This is a genomic window from Streptomyces sp. NPDC006512 (genome assembly GCF_040611935.1).
Classification (GTDB): Bacteria; Actinomycetota; Actinomycetes; order Streptomycetales; family Streptomycetaceae; genus Streptomyces.
Window position 1 is genome coordinate 40,000 of record NZ_JBEXPG010000037.1, and the last position, 19,315, is coordinate 59,314.

Annotated in this window: 14 protein-coding genes and 1 pseudogene; 9 read left to right on the forward strand and 6 right to left on the reverse strand. The window is 69.6% G+C overall.

Translation table 11 applies throughout. The features are described 5' to 3' along the window. The first annotated feature begins 203 nt into the window (after positions 1–203). Positions 204–761 carry a hypothetical protein gene (locus tag ABZZ17_RS24860; RefSeq protein ID WP_356878628.1) on the forward strand — a complete coding sequence of 186 codons (558 nt, stop codon included), beginning with the start codon at positions 204–206 and terminating at the stop codon, positions 759–761. A gap of 14 nt (positions 762–775) precedes the next feature. On the opposite strand, the gene ABZZ17_RS24865 is transcribed toward ABZZ17_RS24860, so the two are convergent. Both ABZZ17_RS24865 and ABZZ17_RS24870 read right to left on the reverse strand, forming a co-directional pair. Next, a protein-coding gene (locus ABZZ17_RS24865; protein WP_356878695.1) for an IS5 family transposase occupies positions 776–1,605 on the reverse strand; the annotation gives its coding sequence in 2 pieces (ribosomal slippage) (positions 776–1,293 and positions 1,293–1,605; 831 coding nt in all). Between the two features lie 942 nt (positions 1,606–2,547). After that, a complete protein-coding gene (locus ABZZ17_RS24870; protein ID WP_356878630.1) occupies positions 2,548–2,994 on the reverse strand; it encodes a DUF732 domain-containing protein in 447 nt (148 codons plus the stop codon). 351 nt (positions 2,995–3,345) lie between these two features. Between ABZZ17_RS24870 and ABZZ17_RS24875 the strand changes: the two genes are divergently transcribed. Both ABZZ17_RS24875 and secD read left to right on the forward strand, forming a co-directional pair. Next, positions 3,346–3,723: a hypothetical protein gene (locus ABZZ17_RS24875; RefSeq protein ID WP_356878632.1), complete on the forward strand. Its 378-nt coding sequence runs from the start codon at positions 3,346–3,348 to the stop codon at positions 3,721–3,723. A 99-nt stretch (positions 3,724–3,822) separates the two neighbouring features. Further along, the gene (gene secD / locus ABZZ17_RS24880) at positions 3,823–6,171 is read left to right on the forward strand and encodes a protein translocase subunit SecD (protein ID WP_356878634.1); all 2,349 of its coding nucleotides are present in this window, start codon (positions 3,823–3,825) and stop codon (positions 6,169–6,171) included. A gap of 286 nt (positions 6,172–6,457) precedes the next feature. Here the strand turns inward: secD and ABZZ17_RS24885 are convergent, their stop codons facing one another. Continuing rightward, positions 6,458–7,120 carry a hypothetical protein gene (locus tag ABZZ17_RS24885; protein ID WP_356878636.1) on the reverse strand — a complete coding sequence of 221 codons (663 nt, stop codon included), beginning with the start codon at positions 7,118–7,120 and terminating at the stop codon, positions 6,458–6,460. A 458-nt stretch (positions 7,121–7,578) separates the two neighbouring features. Between ABZZ17_RS24885 and ABZZ17_RS24890 the strand changes: the two genes are divergently transcribed. Next, on the forward strand, positions 7,579–9,060 hold the full coding sequence (locus ABZZ17_RS24890) for a hypothetical protein (RefSeq protein ID WP_356878638.1): 1,482 nt from the start codon (positions 7,579–7,581) through the stop codon (positions 9,058–9,060). 117 nt (positions 9,061–9,177) lie between these two features. Here ABZZ17_RS24890 and ABZZ17_RS24895 read toward each other — a convergent pair whose 3' ends face one another. Continuing rightward, positions 9,178–10,317 (reverse strand): helix-turn-helix domain-containing protein, encoded by a 1,140-nt coding sequence (locus ABZZ17_RS24895; RefSeq protein WP_356878640.1) that lies wholly within the window; start codon positions 10,315–10,317, stop codon positions 9,178–9,180. A gap of 87 nt (positions 10,318–10,404) precedes the next feature. On the opposite strand from ABZZ17_RS24895, the gene ABZZ17_RS24900 reads away from it, so the two are divergent. After that, on the forward strand, positions 10,405–11,460 hold the full coding sequence (locus ABZZ17_RS24900; protein ID WP_356878642.1) for a ferredoxin reductase: 1,056 nt from the start codon (positions 10,405–10,407) through the stop codon (positions 11,458–11,460). 7 nt (positions 11,461–11,467) lie between these two features. Beyond that, the gene (locus ABZZ17_RS24905) at positions 11,468–12,586 is read left to right on the forward strand and encodes an acyl-CoA desaturase (RefSeq protein ID WP_356878644.1); all 1,119 of its coding nucleotides are present in this window, start codon (positions 11,468–11,470) and stop codon (positions 12,584–12,586) included. 550 nt (positions 12,587–13,136) lie between these two features. Here ABZZ17_RS24905 and ABZZ17_RS24910 read toward each other — a convergent pair. After that, positions 13,137–14,006: an alpha/beta fold hydrolase gene (locus tag ABZZ17_RS24910; protein WP_356878646.1), complete on the reverse strand. Its 870-nt coding sequence runs from the start codon at positions 14,004–14,006 to the stop codon at positions 13,137–13,139. A gap of 258 nt (positions 14,007–14,264) precedes the next feature. Next, a pseudogene (locus ABZZ17_RS24915) lies at positions 14,265–14,568 on the reverse strand (GNAT family N-acetyltransferase); the annotation flags it as partial. A 607-nt stretch (positions 14,569–15,175) separates the two neighbouring features. On the opposite strand from ABZZ17_RS24915, the gene ABZZ17_RS24920 reads away from it, so the two are divergent. From ABZZ17_RS24920 to ABZZ17_RS24930, 3 genes are all read left to right on the forward strand, one after another. Then, positions 15,176–15,562, forward strand: coding sequence for a GNAT family N-acetyltransferase (locus ABZZ17_RS24920; protein ID WP_356878697.1), 387 nt, complete (start codon positions 15,176–15,178; stop codon positions 15,560–15,562). 1,083 nt (positions 15,563–16,645) lie between these two features. Beyond that, positions 16,646–17,482, forward strand: coding sequence for an aldo/keto reductase (locus ABZZ17_RS24925; protein ID WP_356878648.1), 837 nt, complete (start codon positions 16,646–16,648; stop codon positions 17,480–17,482). A gap of 998 nt (positions 17,483–18,480) precedes the next feature. Next, positions 18,481–19,182 (forward strand): hypothetical protein, encoded by a 702-nt coding sequence (locus ABZZ17_RS24930; protein WP_356878650.1) that lies wholly within the window; start codon positions 18,481–18,483, stop codon positions 19,180–19,182. The last annotated feature ends 133 nt before the right edge of the window (positions 19,183–19,315 follow it).

Sequence of the window (19,315 nt, forward strand, 5' to 3'; positions counted from 1 at the left end):
GCGGCGGGCCGGCCGTCTGGAGCCCCGATACTCGCGAGGAGTGAGCGCAGTGCGGGCCGCCACCCGCTCAGGGTGGCAGCCCGCACTCACTGTCTGCTGCCCGTGAACTAGAGCCTGTCTCTTGGAAGTGCTGTGCGCAGGGTGCTGCATGCCGGGTCGATAACCTGTGTCGGCGTTGGCGGCATGGTGCGAAACTTCGGGCCATGACCTCACCCGAGCTCAGTGACCTGGACTATCTCCGGGAGATCGAGCGCCTCGCCAACCGCGTCAGTGTGGAGGCATCCAACGAAGGATGGCTCTCGTTCCAGGCAGACCCGGATGAGGCGACACCACTCCAGCGCAGCGTGAACGTACTTGCTCGGGCTCTGCGCCATTACCACTTCGACGGTGACGGTTGTCTGGACGAGGACCGGCCTCTGGTCCGCCTCGTCGGAGCGTCGGTGTTGAAGCCCGGGGCCATGCCGGCCGGGGTGGAGGAAGCGTACGAGGAGGTGTGTGCACGGATCGGCGTCGACCCCAGGCCGGAGGGCTGGGCACTGTGGAACACCTGGAGCGACGGGGACCTGAATGTGACCATGGTGGTGTCCGCGGTCGAGACGACCGAGGGGCTGTTCGAGAACTGGGCTCGCGGGAGGGCACTCGACCCTGTGTCACCGCTCCCCTCCCAGGTCGCCCTCGTCCGCCAGGGATGGATAGGACCGATGACGTTCTCACCTCGCGGCGTCAGACGGGCGGGCCTTGGAGGTCGGCCGCTGTCCTAGGCTCTGGCCCTCGGTCAGGAGCGAGTCCACATGAGGATCGCAGCGAGGTGCAGTGCGGCCTGGTAGGCGATGGCGAGCTTGTCGGTTCGCATGGCCAGACCACGCCACTGCTTGAGCCGGTTGATGCACCGCTCGACGGCATTGCGCTGCTTGTATGCCTCAGCGTCGAAGCCAGGCGGGCGGCCACCGGCGCGACCTCGCCGCAGACGGTGACCGACCTGGTCGGCAGGCTGCGGAATCACGGCACGGATACCTCGCCGCCGGAGATGCTCACGGATCGCGCGGGATGAATACGCGCGGTCCGCCAGGACGGCGTCCGGCCGGGTCCGCGGTCTTCCTGGCCCGCTTCGCGGAACACGGATGCCTGCCATGACCACCTCGAAGGCCGGCGCGTCGCCCGCCTTGCCCGCGGAGACGCGGAGGGCCAGGGGCCGTGCATGGCCGTCGCTGACGAGATGGACCTTCGTGCTCAGGCCGCCGCGGGAACGTCCGAGCGCATGGTCCTCGGGCTCAGCCCGAAATGGCGCCCCTTTTTCCTGGCTCCGGCGGCGTGCTGGTGAGCCCGACAGACGGTGGAGTCCACCGCCACAGTCCAACCGATGTCGTCAGCACCGTCGGCCGCCGCCAGAAGCGCGGCAAGAATCCGTTCCCAGGTGCCGTCCACGCCCCACCTGAGCAGTCGCTTGTGAGCGGTCTGGAATGAGCCCAGCTCGTCCGGCAGGTCCCGCCAGGGCGAGCCAGTGCGGTACTTCCACACGATGGCTTCCAGAGTTCGACGATGGTCGGCCCATCGCCGACCACGGACCGGATCGGCCGGCATCAACGGCTCGATCCGGGCCCACATCGCATCAGTGATCACCCGCCGGACAGACACATCCGATCAACCGACGAGCAGATCAAGGAGACACGCTCTAGCTGCTCCCGCCGCGCTTCTTATGCGGCAGCACTGGGCCGCCTGCCTGCGGCTGTTGCTGCTGCACCTCGGTATCGGTCGAGTCACTCCCAGCACTGCTCCCGCCACTACCGTTGAAGTCCTCCACAGTGCTGCCCCCGCCGCCGCCGTTGGAGTCAGGGGCCGGGCCCTTCGCATACGTGACCGGGCCCTTCGACTTACGCGGCAACGCCGGACCGGCCCCATGCCCCGGCGAGGCACCAGCGGGATCAGGTTCTGGCGATTCCTCGGCCACGGTGGGCCCCTTTCGCAACGGTGAACACGGCGACCAAGTCTTCCCCGCATCCGCCCGTCCCTAACCACTGGACATCCATCCGTCGGAGGTCGGAACGGCTACTGGCGCCAGTCTGCTCCCGGCCGGCCCGGAGCGGGAGTCAGGGGACGGTCACGCGCATCACGTACGGCTCCCCGCTGCTGATCGCACGGGCCTGCTCCCTCAGGTCTGCCGCAGAGAACCCGAGGAGCGCCTCGTCGGCGGACCGGGTCAGCAGAGGCAGGAGGGGTCTGACCCACCCCACCCCGGAGCACGTCCTCATACAGACGCCTGACCACGCAACGGAGGACCCTGCGAGGGCGCCGGTCCAATGAGCGCCGCCCCAGCCCTGGAGCCCTGGCGTACTCAGCGCCAGGGCCCCTTCCCTTCTCGTTCTCTCCGTGACGGCCGGGCGCAGGGCAGGTCGATCTCGCTTGCGACGGAGCACGATCCCGGCCGCGACACCGACACCGGCTACGAGCAGTGAACGGTTCCGCGCGTGCGACCGGATACGCGACACCTGAACATGCGGGCCTGCCAGTCGCGAGGGCCCGCTCGCACCGTGGTGGTCTGTGGCCCCGTCAGTACGTGGGGCAGAGGTTGGTCTGCACGGCGGCGAGGATGAAGGCGGCCTTGGTGGGGCCGAAGCCGTCCGGGTGGTTGGGGCTGATGAAGCGCCGGTTCGTGGACTCGACACGCTTGGTCGGGTCCTTCTCGTCCTTCATCGACTGGCACTGGTTCAGCCCGCGGCTGATGGCTTTGTCGTCCTTGCCGTTGACGATCTCGGGGTCGATCTTGTTGAGCGCGGCGAGGTAGATGGCGCGCTGTTCAGGGGCGGGGCTGGGCGGGATGCCGGCGGCTGCCGCTGCGGAGCTGAGCGCCTCTGGGGCGGTGCTCGACTGCGATGCGGACGGCGGGGCGGCGACCTTGTCATCGGGCTTGGGCTCGCTGGTGACGGCCTCGGAGCAGCCGGTGAGGGCGAGGAGGCCGGCGGCGGCGAGGAGGGTGATGGTGTGGTGTGTGCGCATCGCATCATGGTGTCGGCGCCAGGACCCGTATGGGTGGGATGTGACTGTTCCGTGACGCACGCGCAGGGCCTGACGAGCCGTCCGAGGAGGACGGCTGCATCAGGCGCGGAGTGCGGCAGGAGTGGGAGCCAGAGGACTTGATCGAGGTCTGGAGGCTGTTTGGAGGAGGACCGGGAGCGGCTTCGGAGCGGGTCGGGGGCGGCGAACCGGCTGGGTTTCGCGCCGCTGCTGAAGTTCTTCGGCTGCCGAAGAACTGGCGAGGAACACGGAACGGACCGGGGCGCCCCATACGTTGAGCAGGGCGGGGCCACGCCGTGCGCACCCGACGAGCACCGAAGGGATGGGGGGCGCGTGCCGCAACAGAGCCGCTCTGCGCGCCTGGCCGCGTCCGCGCTGACCCTCGTCGTCACCGTCCTCGCGCTGTTCGTCCCGGTGGCCGGGGCGCAGGGCATGCCCGTGCCCGCCGACAGGCCGCTCGCCCACCACACGGTGGCGGGGCACATCGGATCAGGGGCAGCACCGGACGACGTCCCGGCGCGGCAAGTCGCGGTCACGCCCCGACCGGACGCCCACATCCCGGGCCCGCAACCTGCGGGCCCCGCGCGTACGGCCGTCGACACGGCCCCGCGCCGCGCCCTGGGCGGGCCCGACGCGGGGCCCGCCACCGTACTCGCGCCGCCGCGCAGGCCGTTCGAGTCCGCCGCCCCGCGCGGCCCGCCCCACCGATGAGCACGCAGACCGTCATCGACGCCTGACCCTTCTGACCCGGCGCACACCGCGCGGGGCCGGTCACGCGTCCCTCCGTCCTGCCCTCATCGTGGAGTACGCATGTCTCGGACACCCTTGTCCCGCCCACCCTTGTGGAGGGCGATCGTCGCCCTGGCGGCCGTCGCGCTGTCCCTCTACATCGCCCTCACCCAATCCGCCCGCCTCGGCCTCGATCTACGCGGCGGCACCCAGATCGTCCTGGAGACCCGGGACTCACCCACCGTCAAGGCCGACGCCGCATCCACCGACCGCGCTCTGGAGGTCCTCAGGCAGCGCGTCGACGCCCTCGGCGTCTCCGAACCCGGCATCGCCCGCTCCGGCGAGAAACGGATCATCGTCGAACTGCCCGGAGTGCAGGACCCGCGCAAGGCCGCCGAGGTCATCGGCCGCACCGCACAGCTCACGGTCCACCCGGTGACGGGGGCGACGGCCGACCAGGGCTCCGCGATGCCCGAGGCCGACGGATCACGCACCCTGCCCGACCCGGACCGGCCGGGCAACCACCTGAAGCTGGGCCCCACCGCCCTCACCGGCGAGGGGGTCGAGGACGCCGCGGCGGTCCTGGACCAGCAGTCGCTCGGCGGCTGGATGGTCGCCCTTGACTTCCGCAAGGGCGCGGGCGACACCTGGGCGAAGATCACCTCGGACGCGGCCTGCGCGCCTCAGGGCGCACCGCAACGCCGCGTCGTCATCACCCTCGACAACAAGATCATCTCAGCGCCCGGCGTCACCGCGGACGTGGTGTGCGGGACCGGTATCGCCGGCGGCTCCACGCAGATCAGCGGCGGCTTCAGCCGGGCCGAGGCGCGCGAGCTGGCGGCGCTCGTGAAGGGCGGCGCGCTACCGGTGCCCCTCGACGTCGTGGAACAGCGCACGGTCGGCCCGACGCTCGGCGCCGACGCCATCGAGGCGAGCACCAAGGCCGCCCTCATCGGCATCGCCCTGACCGCACTGTTCATCACCGTCGTCTACCGCCTCCTTGGCGCGCTCGCCGCCGTGGCACTCGCGCTGTACGGCCTCATCTCGTACGCCGCTCTGGTGGCGCTCGGCGCGACGCTCACGCTGCCGGGGCTCGCCGGGTTCGTCCTGGCGGTCGGCATGGCGGTGGACGCGAACGTCCTGGTCTTCGAACGGGCCAGGGAGGAGTACCTGGGCGTCCGTTCCAAGGACCTGGCGAAGCCGGTGAAGACCGGCTTCGCCAAGGCATGGAGCGCGGTGATCGACTCGAACGTGACGACTCTGCTCGCCGCGGGATTGCTGTTCTTCTTCGCCACGGGCCCGGTCAAGGGCTTCGGGGTCACCCTGTGCATCGGCGTCCTGGCATCGATGCTCACGGCGCTCGTGATCACGCGCGCCCTCGTGGACTTCGCCGTCGCCCGCAGCTTCGTACGCAAGCGCCCCGGTCTGACGGGCATCGCCTCGACGGGACGGGTCCGCACATGGCTGTCCCGCCGCAACCCGAACCTGGTCCGCCACCGTCGCCGCTGGCTCGGCGCGAGCGCACTCCTGGTGGCGGTGGCCGTCGCAGGAATCCTCATCCGCGGCCTGGACTTCGGCGTCGAGTTCACCGGCGGCCGCCTCGTCGAGTACAGCACCAGCAGGTCCGTCGACGCGGACACGGCCCGGAACGCCGTGTCCGACGCCGGGTTCCCGCGCGCGGTGGTGCAGGAGTCCGGCGACGGCGACATCACCGTACGCACGGAGAAGCTCACCGACGACGAACAGCAGCGCGTCAAGGCGGCCTTGGAGGAGCCCGGCGGAACCGTCACGGTGGAGCGTGACGAACAGATCGGCCCGAGCCTCGGCAGCGAACTGCGCCACAAGGCGCTCCTGGCCCTGGGCATCGCGGTGGCCGCCCAACTGATCTACCTCAGCGTGCGGTTCCGCTGGACCCTGGCGGCAGCGGCGGTCTCTGCGATGGTCCACGACGTCCTCCTCGTGGTGGGCCTGTTCGCCTGGCTGGGCAGGCCCGTGGACAGCGTCTTCCTGGGGGCGCTGCTCACAGTGATCGGCTACTCCGTGAACGACACGGTGGTCGTCTTCGACCGCGTCCGCGAAGCGCGCCGCCGAGACCCCCGAGGCGACCTGGAGAAGACGGCCAACCACGCGGTGGTCCAGACACTCCCGCGCACGGTGAACACGGGTATGGGAGCCCTGTTCATCCTGACCGCACTGGCGGTACTGGGCGGCGACTCGCTGGCGGACTTCTCCGTGGCGCTGATCGCGGGCGTCCTGGTCGGCATCGCCTCGACCATCTTCACCGCGGTCCCGATCGCGATCGCCCTGGAACACCGCAACCCGACACCCCCACCGGCACGGGACCGTCGCACCGCGAAGGAAATCCCTGACGAGTACAACCCGTTGGAGGCGCGGAGGAAGAAGGAGAGGGGGACGGGGGCGGTGGTCTGAGCCCGCGAGGACGGTCCTGGCATCGGCCTTCGGCCCGGTTCGGGAGCCCAGCTCGGACGGGGGTTCGGCGCACCCGTACACATGGGGTCCTGGCAGGTCAGCGGACAGCCAGCGGGATAGCGGGAGTCCTGGCAACGGTGAAGGTCGCGCCCGGTACAGCGAGGCCGATGTGGAATTCGGCGTCGAGGTCACCGCCCGCGACCGCCCACGGCGACACCGTTGTGGACGAGTGCTCCAGTGTGCCTTCCCCGCCCACGGGCGGGGAAGGCACGGGCGCCGGGCGCGCTCAGCCGAAGCGGTTGATCTTGGGGAACCTCGCGGTGGTGTCGACGTAGTACTTGCGGATCAGCGGGCCGAAGCCGCCCTCCTCGTCGCCGAGGATCATCGACTTGACGACCTCCAGGCTCTTCGGCGCGGTGAACTCCTCCGGCTTCGTCTCGGGCTCCCCCGCGACCAGCGCCTTCCACGCCGCCCGGGACTCCGCCGTGGCGCTGACGTCCGGGTCGAGGCCCAGATAGTAGGCGCGGTCGTCGGCGTCCTTCCCGACGGCCAGGAAGACGATCACGTGGAATCCGCTGGTGAACTTGCTCTTGGCCCCGCCCACGTGCTCGGCCGGACCGTTGACGTACACGGCGCGCTCCGACTTGAGGGCTGTGTCGATGCCGGCCCACGCCGCCGAGGCACGGATCACCGACCCGAGGTCGCCGGGCGTGAAGAGCCCGTCCTTCCCGGGGCTCAGCAGAGCGCCGACCTCCTTGGCGCGCCCCTGGCAGTTGCTGTCCATCATCTTCCCGAACGCGGAATCGACCGGCATCTGCAGCCAGCACGCGAGGCGCTTGAGGCCGGTGCTGCCCTCCGTCGCGTCCACCGCCTTCGCGATCCGGTCCCTGATGTCCTTGAGCGCCGGCGCGGGCTTGTCGCCAGCCTGAACGTACGCCTGCTCGATCACGAAGCATCCCCCCGAGTCCGGGCTCCACTCGGCCCCCACCATGACGCACGGAGCGTACCCACGAAGGAGCGGAGCGTGAAGACCCCGGGACGGCCAACAGCGCGCCGCACGCGCCCGAAACCACCAGGCGTGGCCCATGAGCGCCCGGACCGTTGTCAGGGCGCGGTTGCCCGAACCCGCGAAGTAGCGGTCGAACGCGGCCGGCGTGAGGTGCCACGGCACGATGTCGTACTGCTCGCACAACTCGATCACAGGCTTGACCAGCCGGCTGATCGACGACGGCATCAACCCCGCCGCGTCCCGCGCCCAATCGTCGGGCGGCCGTCGAACCTCTGTCATGCGCTATGGGACTGGCCGCTAGGGCTGATCAGCGGTGCATTCGGTCCGAGTCGCTCGTCCCGAAGAGGACCTCAGCCCTGAACGGCACCGCTCCCGACAAGACTTGAGATCATCGTTCCATGCCACAGAAGGATGATCAGCTGACAAAGGTCGCGTGCGGTATCTCCAAGGCGACGGCATCGAAGCGCGCCGCTGCCGTGCTGCTGCTCGAGGCCGACGTCATCCTCCATGCGGACTGGGTGGCGGGGCTCGCGACGAACCACGCGGCCCCCGACTCGGTGCTGCGTCGCGTGTTCACACTGGACCCTCGGTCCGAGGCCTGGAGTCTGCTCGGGAGGCGCGAGCTGTCGCCGTCCGCGGCGCGGGCCGCCGTCGCGCACCCCGACCCGGAGGTCCGCAGCATCCTGGTGGGGAATTCCCGCTTGCCGACGGAGGCGTACGGTGCGCTGGCCGAGGATGCGGACCCGGCCGTGCGACGCCGCATGCTCCGGATCGCCGAAGCGTGCGGCGTCGAACTGCCGAAGGAGGTGGTCGTCCGGCTGGCGACCAGCCCGTACGGCGGGCTGAGGAGCATCGCGGCTGAACTCGTGGGTCTTCCGGAGAGGAACCTGCTCCTGCTGGCCGGGGATCGCGACCCCCGCGTCCGGGCCGCCGCCATCAACACCCGAACCTGGCACAGGCTGCCTCCGGCGGTCCGAGCCGCGGCCGAGGCCGACCCGGACGCGCGGGTACGCGAGGCCTTCGAACGCGTCGCCCGCCCCTTGATGCCCCTGCCGACGACAGTCAATGCCTTCCTCGCCGAAGCGGAGGAGGACCGCCGTCTCGCCGCCGCCCTCGCCTCACCCGTCGACGCCGACCTGGCAGCCTTCCTCGCCACCCACGAAGACCCTTCCCTACGCGAGCGGGCTGCCCGGAACCCACACACGCCCACACCCCTCGCGCTCAGGCTGGCCACTGACCCCGATCCCCATGTACGACTGGCCGTGTCCACGCGCGCGGACCTGACCGAGGAACAGCGGGTCGCGATCGACTACACGGCCCCGCAGGAGCGCTACTCCTTCCCGGCCTGGGTCGAGGAACACTTCGACGACCCCGATGCGCTGCGAGAGATCGCGGGTTCCCGCCACGTCATGCTGCGCCGGGGCGTTACGCGTGCGCCGGAACTGCCCGCCGATGTGGTCGAACGGCTGGCAATCGACGAGGACTACTACGTCAGGGCGATGCTGTGCGAGAACGACCACGCCCCGCACGAACTCCTCGTTGAGATGCTCGCCGGCTCCGAGAGGTGGGTCCTGCTGACTTCTCGTCGCAACTTCGCCCGGCCCGGCCTCGCGCGGTTCGCCGACAACCCGAACCACCGACTGCGGTACGCCGCCATGCGCGACCCACACGCCGAACCAGAACTCGTCGAGCGCCTCTCCCACGACCCGAACGACATGGTCCGACATCACGCAGCCTCCCACCCGCTCCTGCCACTCCCCCGCCTCGTCGAGCTCCTTGGCATGACCGAGCAGGGCGTGGCGCGAACAGCCGCCCGCAACCACGCGTTGCCCCACGACCTCATGCACCAGCTCCTTGACATCGCCGGCGTCGAGCGCTGAGCCGGGCATACCCGGCCAACGAGGAAACCGGCATCCGGCTGCGCCGGTCCGCCGGCCGCCGCAGCCGGACCCTGCCCGGACCGGGGCACGTCCTCCGGCGTGACGTCCAGGTGCGCGTCAGCTGGCCCGAAGGCCGACAGCCAGTGTCAGTTCGAGGACCCGCTGTGGCGATGCGAGATCCGGAAACAGCTCCCGCAGCTGCGCCATCCGGTACCGGACCGTCTGGGGATGGACGAACAACGCCGCCGCCGCCTCGTCCCGCCTGCCCTGGTGCAGCAGCCACGCCCGCAACGTCTCCTCCAGCCGCCGTGCCGTCGCGGCAGGCAAGGTCCGCAACGGTGCGAGGGCTCGGGCACGAAGGTCTGCGAACGCGTCCGCGTCGGCGCTCAGCACCAGCTCGGGCAGGTGGTCCTCGGTGTCGCGAATGTCGGAGGAGAGGGAGCGCGCGCGGACGGCCCGTGCGTACGAGGCGGACGCACGGGTCCACGGCCGGGCCGGGCCGACCACGGCGGTGCGGTCGATCAGCTGCCGCAGGAGATGTGATCGGTCGGCATCGGGGACGAGCAGCACACCGGTGGCGTCCGGCAGATCGTCGAGGACGAGGGTGCTCGGGTCGAGCGCGCGGTAGGCAGGCCGGGCCTGGGCGGCGGGCAGCAGGACCGCGGTCAGCGAAACCGGAGGCTGCCACCCGGCCCGTTGGACAGAGGCCAGCAGCACGTCCGGGCTCGCGCCGGCGAGGAGGTCGCGGGCCAGGTGTTCCAGCTGGCGCTCGTGGGCCCTGCCCCGGGCCGCCAGTTCGTCGGCGTGGCCCGCGGCGCTCGCGGCAGAGAGCTCGTCGATGTAGGCGAAGGTCAGCTCGGCGAATTTGGCGACCTCGGCGGCGGGCAGACCTACGGGCACGGCGCCCGCCGCCAGGCATCGCCAGGCCACGCGGGCGCCGACGCGGTAGGCGCTGAGCAGGGCGTCCATCGAACGGCCGTCGCGCACCTCGCCGCGGCCCAGCTCGTAGGCGGCGTCACCGGCGTCGCCGCCCGTGGCGTTCCCGCTCGCGAGGTCCAGGTAGTGCCCCAGGGCGGTACGGACGGCCCGGCGGATGGTGGCGCCCATGCGGCCCGAGAGGGCGTTGGCGTAGGGCGGGACCTCGTCCATGATCGCCTGGACGACCTCGTCGGCGGTGGTCTTCAGCTCGGCCCGAAGTGCTGTGACCGTCGTCTCATCCAGGGCCAGTTCACTGGCCCTCCGGATTGCATGGCTCACGGTTTCATTCCCTGCGAACAATTCGGCTGATCAAATTTACGTCCTACGGTCAGGACTTTACGCCTTGAGGCGCAGCAAGCTGGAGTCATGACGAGTGCAGCCCTCCGCAGCAGGGCGTGGAAACTGCTGGAGATGGTCACGACGCCGCTGCTGCCGTCGGACTACCTCGACCTGGTCAGCCCGCTGCGTGCGGGCGCTGACCTGCGCGGGCGCATCGAGGCCGTGCACCCCGAGACGGGTGACGCCGCGACTGTCGTGATCAGGCCGGGACGGGGCTGGCGCGGGCATACAGCCGGTCAGTACGTGCGGATCGGGGTCGATGTCGACGGGGTGCGCCTGTGGCGTGCCTACTCCATCACCTCGCCGACGAACCGCGAGGACGGCCGCGTCACGATCACCGTGAAGGCGATCCCGGACGGCAAGGTCAGCAACCACCTGGTCCGCAGGGCTAAGCCGGGCACGCTGGTCCAGCTCGACCAGCCGACCGGTGACTTCGTGCTGCCGCAGGCCAAGCCCGCCAAGGTGCTCTACCTGACGGCCGGCAGCGGCATCACGCCCGTGATGGGCATGCTGCGCGACATCGAGTTCGACGACGTCGTCATGGTCCACTGCGCGCCACGGCCACAAGACGTGATCTTCCGCAGCGAACTGCACGACCTGGTCGCGGACGAGAAGCTGCGGCTCACCGAGGTGCACACCGACACGGACGGCATGCTCGACGTCTCCCGTCTCGACGAACTCGTGCCCGACTGGGCCGAGCGCGAGACCTGGGCTTGCGGACCCGCGGGCCTGCTGGACGCCGCCGAAGAGCACTGGACCGGGCACGGCGTGCAAGAGCGCCTGCACACCGAACGCTTCCGCCCCAGCATCGTCGTCACCGGCGACGGCGGCGAGGTCACGTTCAGCGCGACCGGCAAGACCGTCGACGCGGACGGCGCCACGCCGTTGCTCGACATCGGCGAGGAGGCCGGCGTGCTCATGCCCTCCGGCTGCCGCATGGGCATCTGCTTCGGCTGCGTCAGCCCGCTCAAGGCGGGCGCCGTCCGCGACCTGCGCACCGGCGAGATCACCGAGGCCGAACCGGGCGTCCTCATCCAGACCTGCGTGTCCGCCGCGGCGGGCCCCTGCGACATCGAACGGTAGGAGCACTTTGACCGCCATCGACCCCACCGCCCACCTGACCGCGGAGCAGATCGAGGAGCTCGGCCGCGAGCTGGACGCCATCCGCGACGAGGTGATCGCCAGCCGCGGGGAGAAGGACGCCGCCTACATCCGCAAGGTCATCTCGGCGCAGCGCAAGCTCGAGCTGGTCAGCAGGGGCGTGCTGCTGTTCTCGATCTTCCCGCCCGCGTGGGTGCTCGGCACCGCGGGCCTGTCCGTGGCGAAGATCATGGACAACATGGAGATCGGCCACAACATCCTGCACGGCCAGTGGGACTGGATGCGAGACCCCAAGATCCACTCCACCACCTGGGAGTGGGACCACGTCTCACCGTCCGATCAGTGGAAGCACTCGCACAACGAGCTGCACCACACGTACACCAACGTGATCGGCAAGGACAACGACCTCGGCTACGGCATCATGCGCGTCGACGAGGACCAGAGGTGGCACCCGTTCCACCTCGGCCAGCCGCTGTGGAACTTCCTCAACGCCTGCTTCTTCGAGTACGGCATCGCGGCGTACGACCTGGAGCTCGGCAAGAACCTGCACAAGCGCCGCCGCAAGAACCCGGAGTTCCGCGCGCGGGCCAAGGCAGTGGGCCGCAAGATCCGCAAGCAGGTGCTCAAGGACTACGTGATCCACCCGCTGCTGTCGGGCCCGTCGTTCCTCCCGACGCTCGCCGCCACGTTCACCGCGAACCTGGTCCGCAACATCTGGACCCACTCGGTGATCATGTGCGGGCACTTCCCCGAGGGTGTGCAGGTCTTCGAGCGCCGGTCGATCAAGGGCGAGACGCGTGGCCAGTGGTACCTGCGACAGATGATGGGCTCGGCGAACATCAGCGGCAGCAGGGCCATGCACTTCATGACCGGCAACCTGTCGCACCAGATCGAGCACCACCTGTTCCCGGACCTGCCGAGCAACCGGTACGCCGAGGTCGCGGTCAAGGTGCGCGCGCTGTTCGAGAAGTACGAGCTGGAGTACGTCACCGGGCCGCTGCCCAAGCAGGTGTTCTCTGCGTGGCACAAGGTCTTCCGGCTCTCGCTGCCGAACAAGAAGCCCAAGGTCAAGACGCCGGACCGCGAGCAGGAGCTCGTCGCGGCCTGATTCCCGGAATCGGCCGGACCGGCGGCACCGTCGGTCCGGTCAGCCGCGGTGGAACAGGTCTGCGCCTGCCGACCGGTGCCGTCCTTTTGGCGCGGGTCCTTCGCCGCCGGGAACCTCCCGGCCTTCCTGACGCCACTGCCGCGCGAGGGCGTCGTAGATCGGAGAATCCGACTCCCACCCGCTGCCCGCCCGCACGTCGGCGGAACTTCTCTGTGCTGGAACGTTCCTGTGGTCCATGAGCAGCCCAACGACCCCGCGCCGGACATCGTGACGGTCCGTATCCCGAACGTCACCAGGAGACCCGCCACGGGGTGACGGGTACGCCTGCCTCAACACGGCTCAGAGCGCGAGTTCGGAAAGGCCTCAAGGCGTGCAGCGGGCGAGGGTCGGTCCGGTCATGTCCCCAGAGCGCTCCGGGTTCCGGCCCTGACCCGCGCACCCGTGCCGGCGCGGACCGGGCACGACCCCAACGGTCACCAAGCCGGCTCCGCAGGACTCCCGAGAGACCGGTCCTCGTACCGACACTTCCGAACCGCTCACGTCACTCCGGTCACGCCCCGGCGGACGGGGCCGGCGGCGTGGCGAGTCCGCCCAGGACGCGGGCGGCCGGTGCGGGGTCGGCCAGCCACTTCAGGTGGCTGCCCTCCAGTGTGTGGACGTCGTACGGGTTGTCAGGTGTCAGCTCGTTGCCCTCGCGGATCAGCCGGTCCTGTAGGGCGGTGGGCAAGCTCGTGTCGTCGGCCAGGCGGATGTAGGTCTTGGGGATGCGGCCCCAGGTCGCGGCCTGTGCCCGGTCGGCGGGGCCACCGACGTCCAGGCTCTCGTCGGGCTGGAAGGTGTTCAGGAAGGTGAGGAACTCCTCGTCCGTGCCGTCGGCGAAGAACGCCGCCTTGAACGCCGTGAGTGAGTCCGGGTCGGCGGTGCGGAAGTTGACACGGAGCAGGCCGAGTTCGGCAGGGTTCCCCGTCAGCGCCGAGGCGAATGCGGCCGGGTCGACCGTGGCCATCTCCGGTTCGGCGTAGTAGTCACCGACGTCGAGACGGACAGGGCACCACGCCGAGACATAGACGAGGCGGTCGATCAGATCCGGGCGCGCGTTGGCCGCAGCGGTGACCGTGATGCCGCCACGGCTGTGTGCGACGAGTATCACGGGTCCGTTCCGCTTGGCCCGTTCGAGGATCCCGACCAGGTGTGCGACGTTGTCGGCGAGTGTGACGCCCTTGATCGAGCCGGGGGCGGCGGCGAGCCCCTCGGGATCCTGCGGTGCCTGATAGGCGTGGGTATAGGTCGCCTGGAACCCGTGGCCGGGCAGGTCGACGGCGACCGAACGGTGCCCGAGGAGGCCGAGTTCTGCCTGGAGGGGCGCGAAGGAGAAGGAGTTCGCGAAGGCTCCGTGGACAAGTACGATTGTCGGTTGCATCTGTGTACTCACTTTCCGGCCGACGCGGTCCGGCGTCGGCCATGGCGGGCCCCGGCACGGCGAGCCGGCCCAGGGCTGAGGAGTGGGGCTGAGGAATGGGGCAGTTTCCGGCGCGGGGCGTCATGCATCGCGTCCATCACGGTCAGGTCGACGGCGTCGCTCACGGGCCGTTCGAGGTTCCGGTGTCATCACCGACCCACGTCATTGGCGTGGCTGACGCGCGACGTGCGTGGGCGTGCGCGTGGGCAGGTAGCCGAAGCTGTCGGCGGTGTCGGTCAGGACACCGCCGAGGTCCGGGTAGTGCCCGTGGGCTTTGTCGGATCGACTCGGCCTTCATCCAGCGGCCGAGGCCGTGTCCGCGGGGCTCTGGAAGCACGCCGGTGCCGTAGTGCTGGGCGTCACCTGTGCAGCCGCCGGGCACGACGAGTTCGGTGAACCCGGCGATCGAGCCGTTGGAGGTGTCGGGGGCGACGACGGTGTGCAGGTGGTCGCTGCGCTGTTCGACGGCCTTCGCCGCAGCCCGGACCCGGTCCACGTCCCAGGTCGTGGTGCCGTGATCGGTGCGTCGGCCGTGCGCCCCCGTGAGCGGGTCGGTCAGTGGGGTGATGCGGAGCGACAAGGTGTCTCAGTCGTGAGGAGGTCGCAGAGGTCAGTACGCGGGCTCAACTGCTGGGCACTCCTGCGCATGTGCTCCACACCTCCTCGTCGACAGCGCCGGTCCGGATCAACATGGACGGCTGGGAGAACGTAGCTGGTCCATCGGCTCCTCGGCAAAGGATTACTGACCTTGTGCTCGTGGTGTCCCCGGTGTTGGTCCTACGACTGCTTCCATCCGGACCCACTCGCGGAAGGCTTGCCTCTCCGCGGTCAGACCCCCGCGTGCGGATACCTCATACACCCGGCACACCGCGACGATCACTGATCGTCAGCCCCTACGAGAAGGCGACTGCAAGGTCAGTGACGACGAAGTGCGCGATGGCTGCTGTCGCCTGCCCAGCCGGTAAATGGTCTTGCCGTGTGCGTGTTCGCAGCGGGCCATTGAGATACTTCGGCCGGTGGACACGAGTACGGGGACAGACGGGATACGGCCAGGCCGTCCCGTGGAATGGGCGCTGCGTTCCGCAGAGCCGGCGGATGTCGAGGCGATCGCAGAGCTGCGGGCAACGGTGATGCGCCCGGACCTGGAGCGGCTGGGACGGTTCGACGAGCATCAGGTACGGCAGCGGCTGCGGAACTCCTTCTCCCCGCAGCACACGTCGGTCATCGTGGCCGATGGCACCTTCGCGGGATGCGTCACCGTGCGGCCGGCCGAGGACGGGCGGTGGCTGGAGCATTTCTATCTCGCTCCGGCCTTCCAGGGCCGGGGGCTCGGATCGGCTGTGCTGCGCACACTGCTGGATGGGATCGATGCCAGCGGCATGCCCGTTCGCCTGAATGTCCTGCAGGGCAGCGCCGCCCGGCGGCTGTACGAGCGCCACGGGTTCACCGTGGAGGTTCAGGACCCCATCGACGTCTACATGGTGCGACGGCCAGCGCACTTCACCGCATCCGCTTAGCCGGGCAGTCGGCCGCGAGGCGGAGACCCGCTGACAGCGTGCTGCCCTGCTGATGGCCCCCGTCGCCGATACCAATGGGCCGGCCCGGCGGTTCTGCCCCCACAGGTGGGCACCGGGCCTGACCCCCGCCCGCGTCCGAACGCGGGGACCACCCCGCCGCACTCCCGGCGTCCGCAGACGCAGGCCTCGCCTGGGGGCCGCGTACGCCAGCCCGTGTCCCGCGAAGCCATCCGTTTCCAGCCCAAGCCGCTTCTCGTTCGGGCCCGTCCGCGCGCCACGCGTCAGGCGGCGGCCTCACCGGCGAAGAGGTGGCCGCCTACGTCAAGGTGTTGGGCCGAATGCTGGACCCCTGCGACGACGTCGAGGTCAATGGGACACCACCGCGTTGGAGCGGCAGCCCCGGCTCGGTACGCGGTTCAGTGCACCCGGAACGGCGAGCAGCATCCCTTCCACGCCAGCGACAGGCCCGCACACCCCCCACCCAATAGCCGCGCAAACCCCGCAGAACCACGCCGCCGACGAGACGTTCTTGGTCGCCGAGAGCGTTCCGTCTTCGCCCACCCGGACATACAGTGCCTCCAGCCGAGGCCGGCCTCGGCGCCTGCGGGCCCCCGGCTGCCCGGCGAGCGGCTCGACGGTGGCGTCGCTGGGCAATGTCGCCAGGGCCACCACGGCCGACCGTTCTCAGGTCAATGGCCACCGGTCTGCTCCCGGGGCCACCTGCTTCTCATCCGCTGCTGAGGAGCGGTACGACGATCGGGGCGACGGTCTTGATGACTTCGAGAAGCTGATCGAGCCAGGTCATGGGTGTTCTGCCTTCCTTGCGAGAGAGTCGCTGGATCCGCGAGTACCGGCATTCTCGATCAACTCGGCCCGGCCCGTCGGGCAGACCCTCAAAGATCATTTACTCCGGTGGCAGCTGTGATAGAGGCCCACATCGCTACAGCGCGCACAACCCTCTGGCTTCGTTCACGAGAACGGGGTTCTGGCACACGTTCTGTAAGCGCGATGCACGAGTCTCTGCAGATCGCCCCAAGGTCAACCGCACTGTTAGCGTTGGGCCTTGATCAAAACGGAGGCAGCATGACATCGGCCATATTTCGCATCGGTGGGGATCTCGGGGTACGGCGGCTCGGGTTCGGAGCCATGCGGCTGCCGAGTGAGCCGGGTCCCGCCCGCGAGGTCTCTCTCGCGGTCGCCCGGCGGGCCGACGAGTTGGGCGTCACGCTGATCGATACCGCCCACATGTACGGCTGGGGAGCCAACGAGGAGCTGCTCGCCGAGGCCCTGTACCCCTACGTGGACGGCCTGGTCATCACCACCAAGGTCGGTATCGCACGATCGGCCACCGCAGCCGGACGGAAGCACGACGCCCGCCCTGACGTCCTGCGCGGTCAGGTAGAACACGCCCTCCGGCGGCTGCGCGTCGAACGAATCGAGCTGCTCCAGCTGCACCGCATAGATCCGAAAGTCCCCTTGGCGGAACAGCTCGGCGCGCTGCGGGAACTCCAGACCGAGGGCAAGGTCGGACGGATCGGACTGTCCGAGGTCTCCTTCACAGAATTGGACCAGGCGCGGAAAATCGTCGACGTCGCAAGCGTGCAGAACCGGTACAGCTTGCTCGACCGCGAGCACGAGCCGGTACTGGCGACGTGCGAAGCGGCGGGGATCGCGTTTCTGCCGTGGCGGCCGGTCGCCTCAGCGGCGGCGGCCGAGATCGCCACCGTGGCAGCCGAACTCGACGCCACCCCCGCACAGGTCTCGCTCGCCTGGCTCCTTCACCACTCTCCGGTCATTCTCCCGATTCCGGGCACCGGTCGAATCGACCACTTGGAGGAGAATCTCGCTGCGGCGCATCTCCACCTGGACCCGGCCCACCTTGACCGCCTCGACCGGTTGGCCGAGTACGAAGCCAGCTGACCGCTCTCACCGAACGGAAACTTAGCCAGAACCCCATCTCGTGGATCGAGCCGAGCCCCCGTAGGCCGTGGCGTACGCGAGCTCGGGCGACGCTTCGGGCTTCTGAGCCTAGGAGATGGCCTCCTGGCGGCCGGGACGGAGGCCGTCCAGCTCGACCGGCACCGGTACGGGGACGCCTGACGCCACCTGCGGCGTAGCCGGGTCCGCTTACGGCCGACATCCTGTTACTCCGTGGCGGACGAGGACATCTGGGCGGCTTTTCGGAGGGCGGACCGCTCTGCGGAGGCCGCCGGGCGCTGTTCCTGTTCGGACCGCCACCATTCCAGCTGTTCCGCGCCGCTCCGTACTCCGTCGTGCTGCGTCGAGCGGCATGGACTTCGACCGCGAGGTGGGTGAGGAGGATCCACTGCGTGACCCAGCCCCCGGAGTGCCGGGCATTCCGAGGACTGCATACGAGGGTGGACCCGACGCCACGACGAGGGGTCGGCCACCTCCCGTAGGTCGACCGGTCAGACGCTCACTGCCCGGCCTCCGTGTCCAGGAACTGGCGCCCCCGCCTCCGGCAAGCGGGAAGGAACGCCGCGCGGCGGCCGAATACCTGGCTTTCGAGGAGGGCGAAGCCCGTCCTAGGCGCAGAAAAGAGCGGCTGCATCGCATATGTGGCCGCCTCCTCGGGCCAGGCGCGACTCGCTACCGCGCCCAGCGGATGCGGCTCTCTGGGGCCGGGCGCGCTCTTGACGAGCCGCTTCAGGCTCTGGCAGGTATCCTCGGAGAGGAGCCCCGTGGCTCGGGGCCACTGCAGGCCGCCATGACGGCCCATCAGCCCTCACCCCATCCGCGACGTTCGCGGACAGTCGGCGTCGAGCGCTGATCCCGGCCGACCGGTAGACCGGCCGCGCCCCCTCTTGCCGCGACACGTGTCGCGTCGCCCGCCATGGCGAGCTCGATCCCTGATTCCGTACACACCCTGGCAGCAACTCTGCCATGGAGGGAAGCACATGAATCGGCAACGTCGTTGTGCACTGATCGCCCCACTCCTGGCTTCCGCCGTTGCGTTGCCACCGACGGCGGCCCTGGCGGCCCCTTCGGCCGTGCAAGCCCCTGCCGCCCCGGCATGCCAGCTGAAAGCCATAGGCGGCTCCTCGACCAACGTCAACATGGAGCTCACCGGCTTCCGGCCGAACCAAAAGATCACGATCAACCGAATCGGCGGAAGAGCGTCGGATACACGCGTCAATGCACAGGGCAACCTCATCGCGAAAAACCTGCGCGACGGCACCTACAACGTCAGACCACGCGATGGTGGTCGCGGCTCCACCGTCCCGTGCACGGAGGGGCCCGCCCCAGTGAACGTCAACATCGCCGAAGCCGACGTGGTCGCGACCAAACCGGACACCCCCACGGTCAAGTGCAACCAGGCAACTCCCGTGACGTTCGAGGGCACGCTCACAGGCACGGGAAGCGGTGACATCAAGGTCGTGTGGACCAGCCCGGACACGGGTAAGCGCACCGAGCCCATGGTGAAGTTCACCGCCCCGAGCGCCAAGACCCAGTTCGTCGTCAATGCCCCCGCTCGCGCGAACCCGGCAGAACCAAGGCCCACAGTGAAGGCCCAGCTCCTGGTACCCCGACAGGGATCGGAGCAGGGCGTCTCGTCGGCAGTGTTCACGGTGACGTTGCATTGCGAAGCCGGCACCTGAACCGGACGGATTCGACAGTTCGTCAGGAGGGGCAGCGCAGGGTGAGCCGGCCTGCGCCCGGACCGGGCGCAGGCCGTGCCGGATGGTAGCGGTCCGCCCGCCGGTACGGCCGTCCAGCAGCCCCGGCCACCGG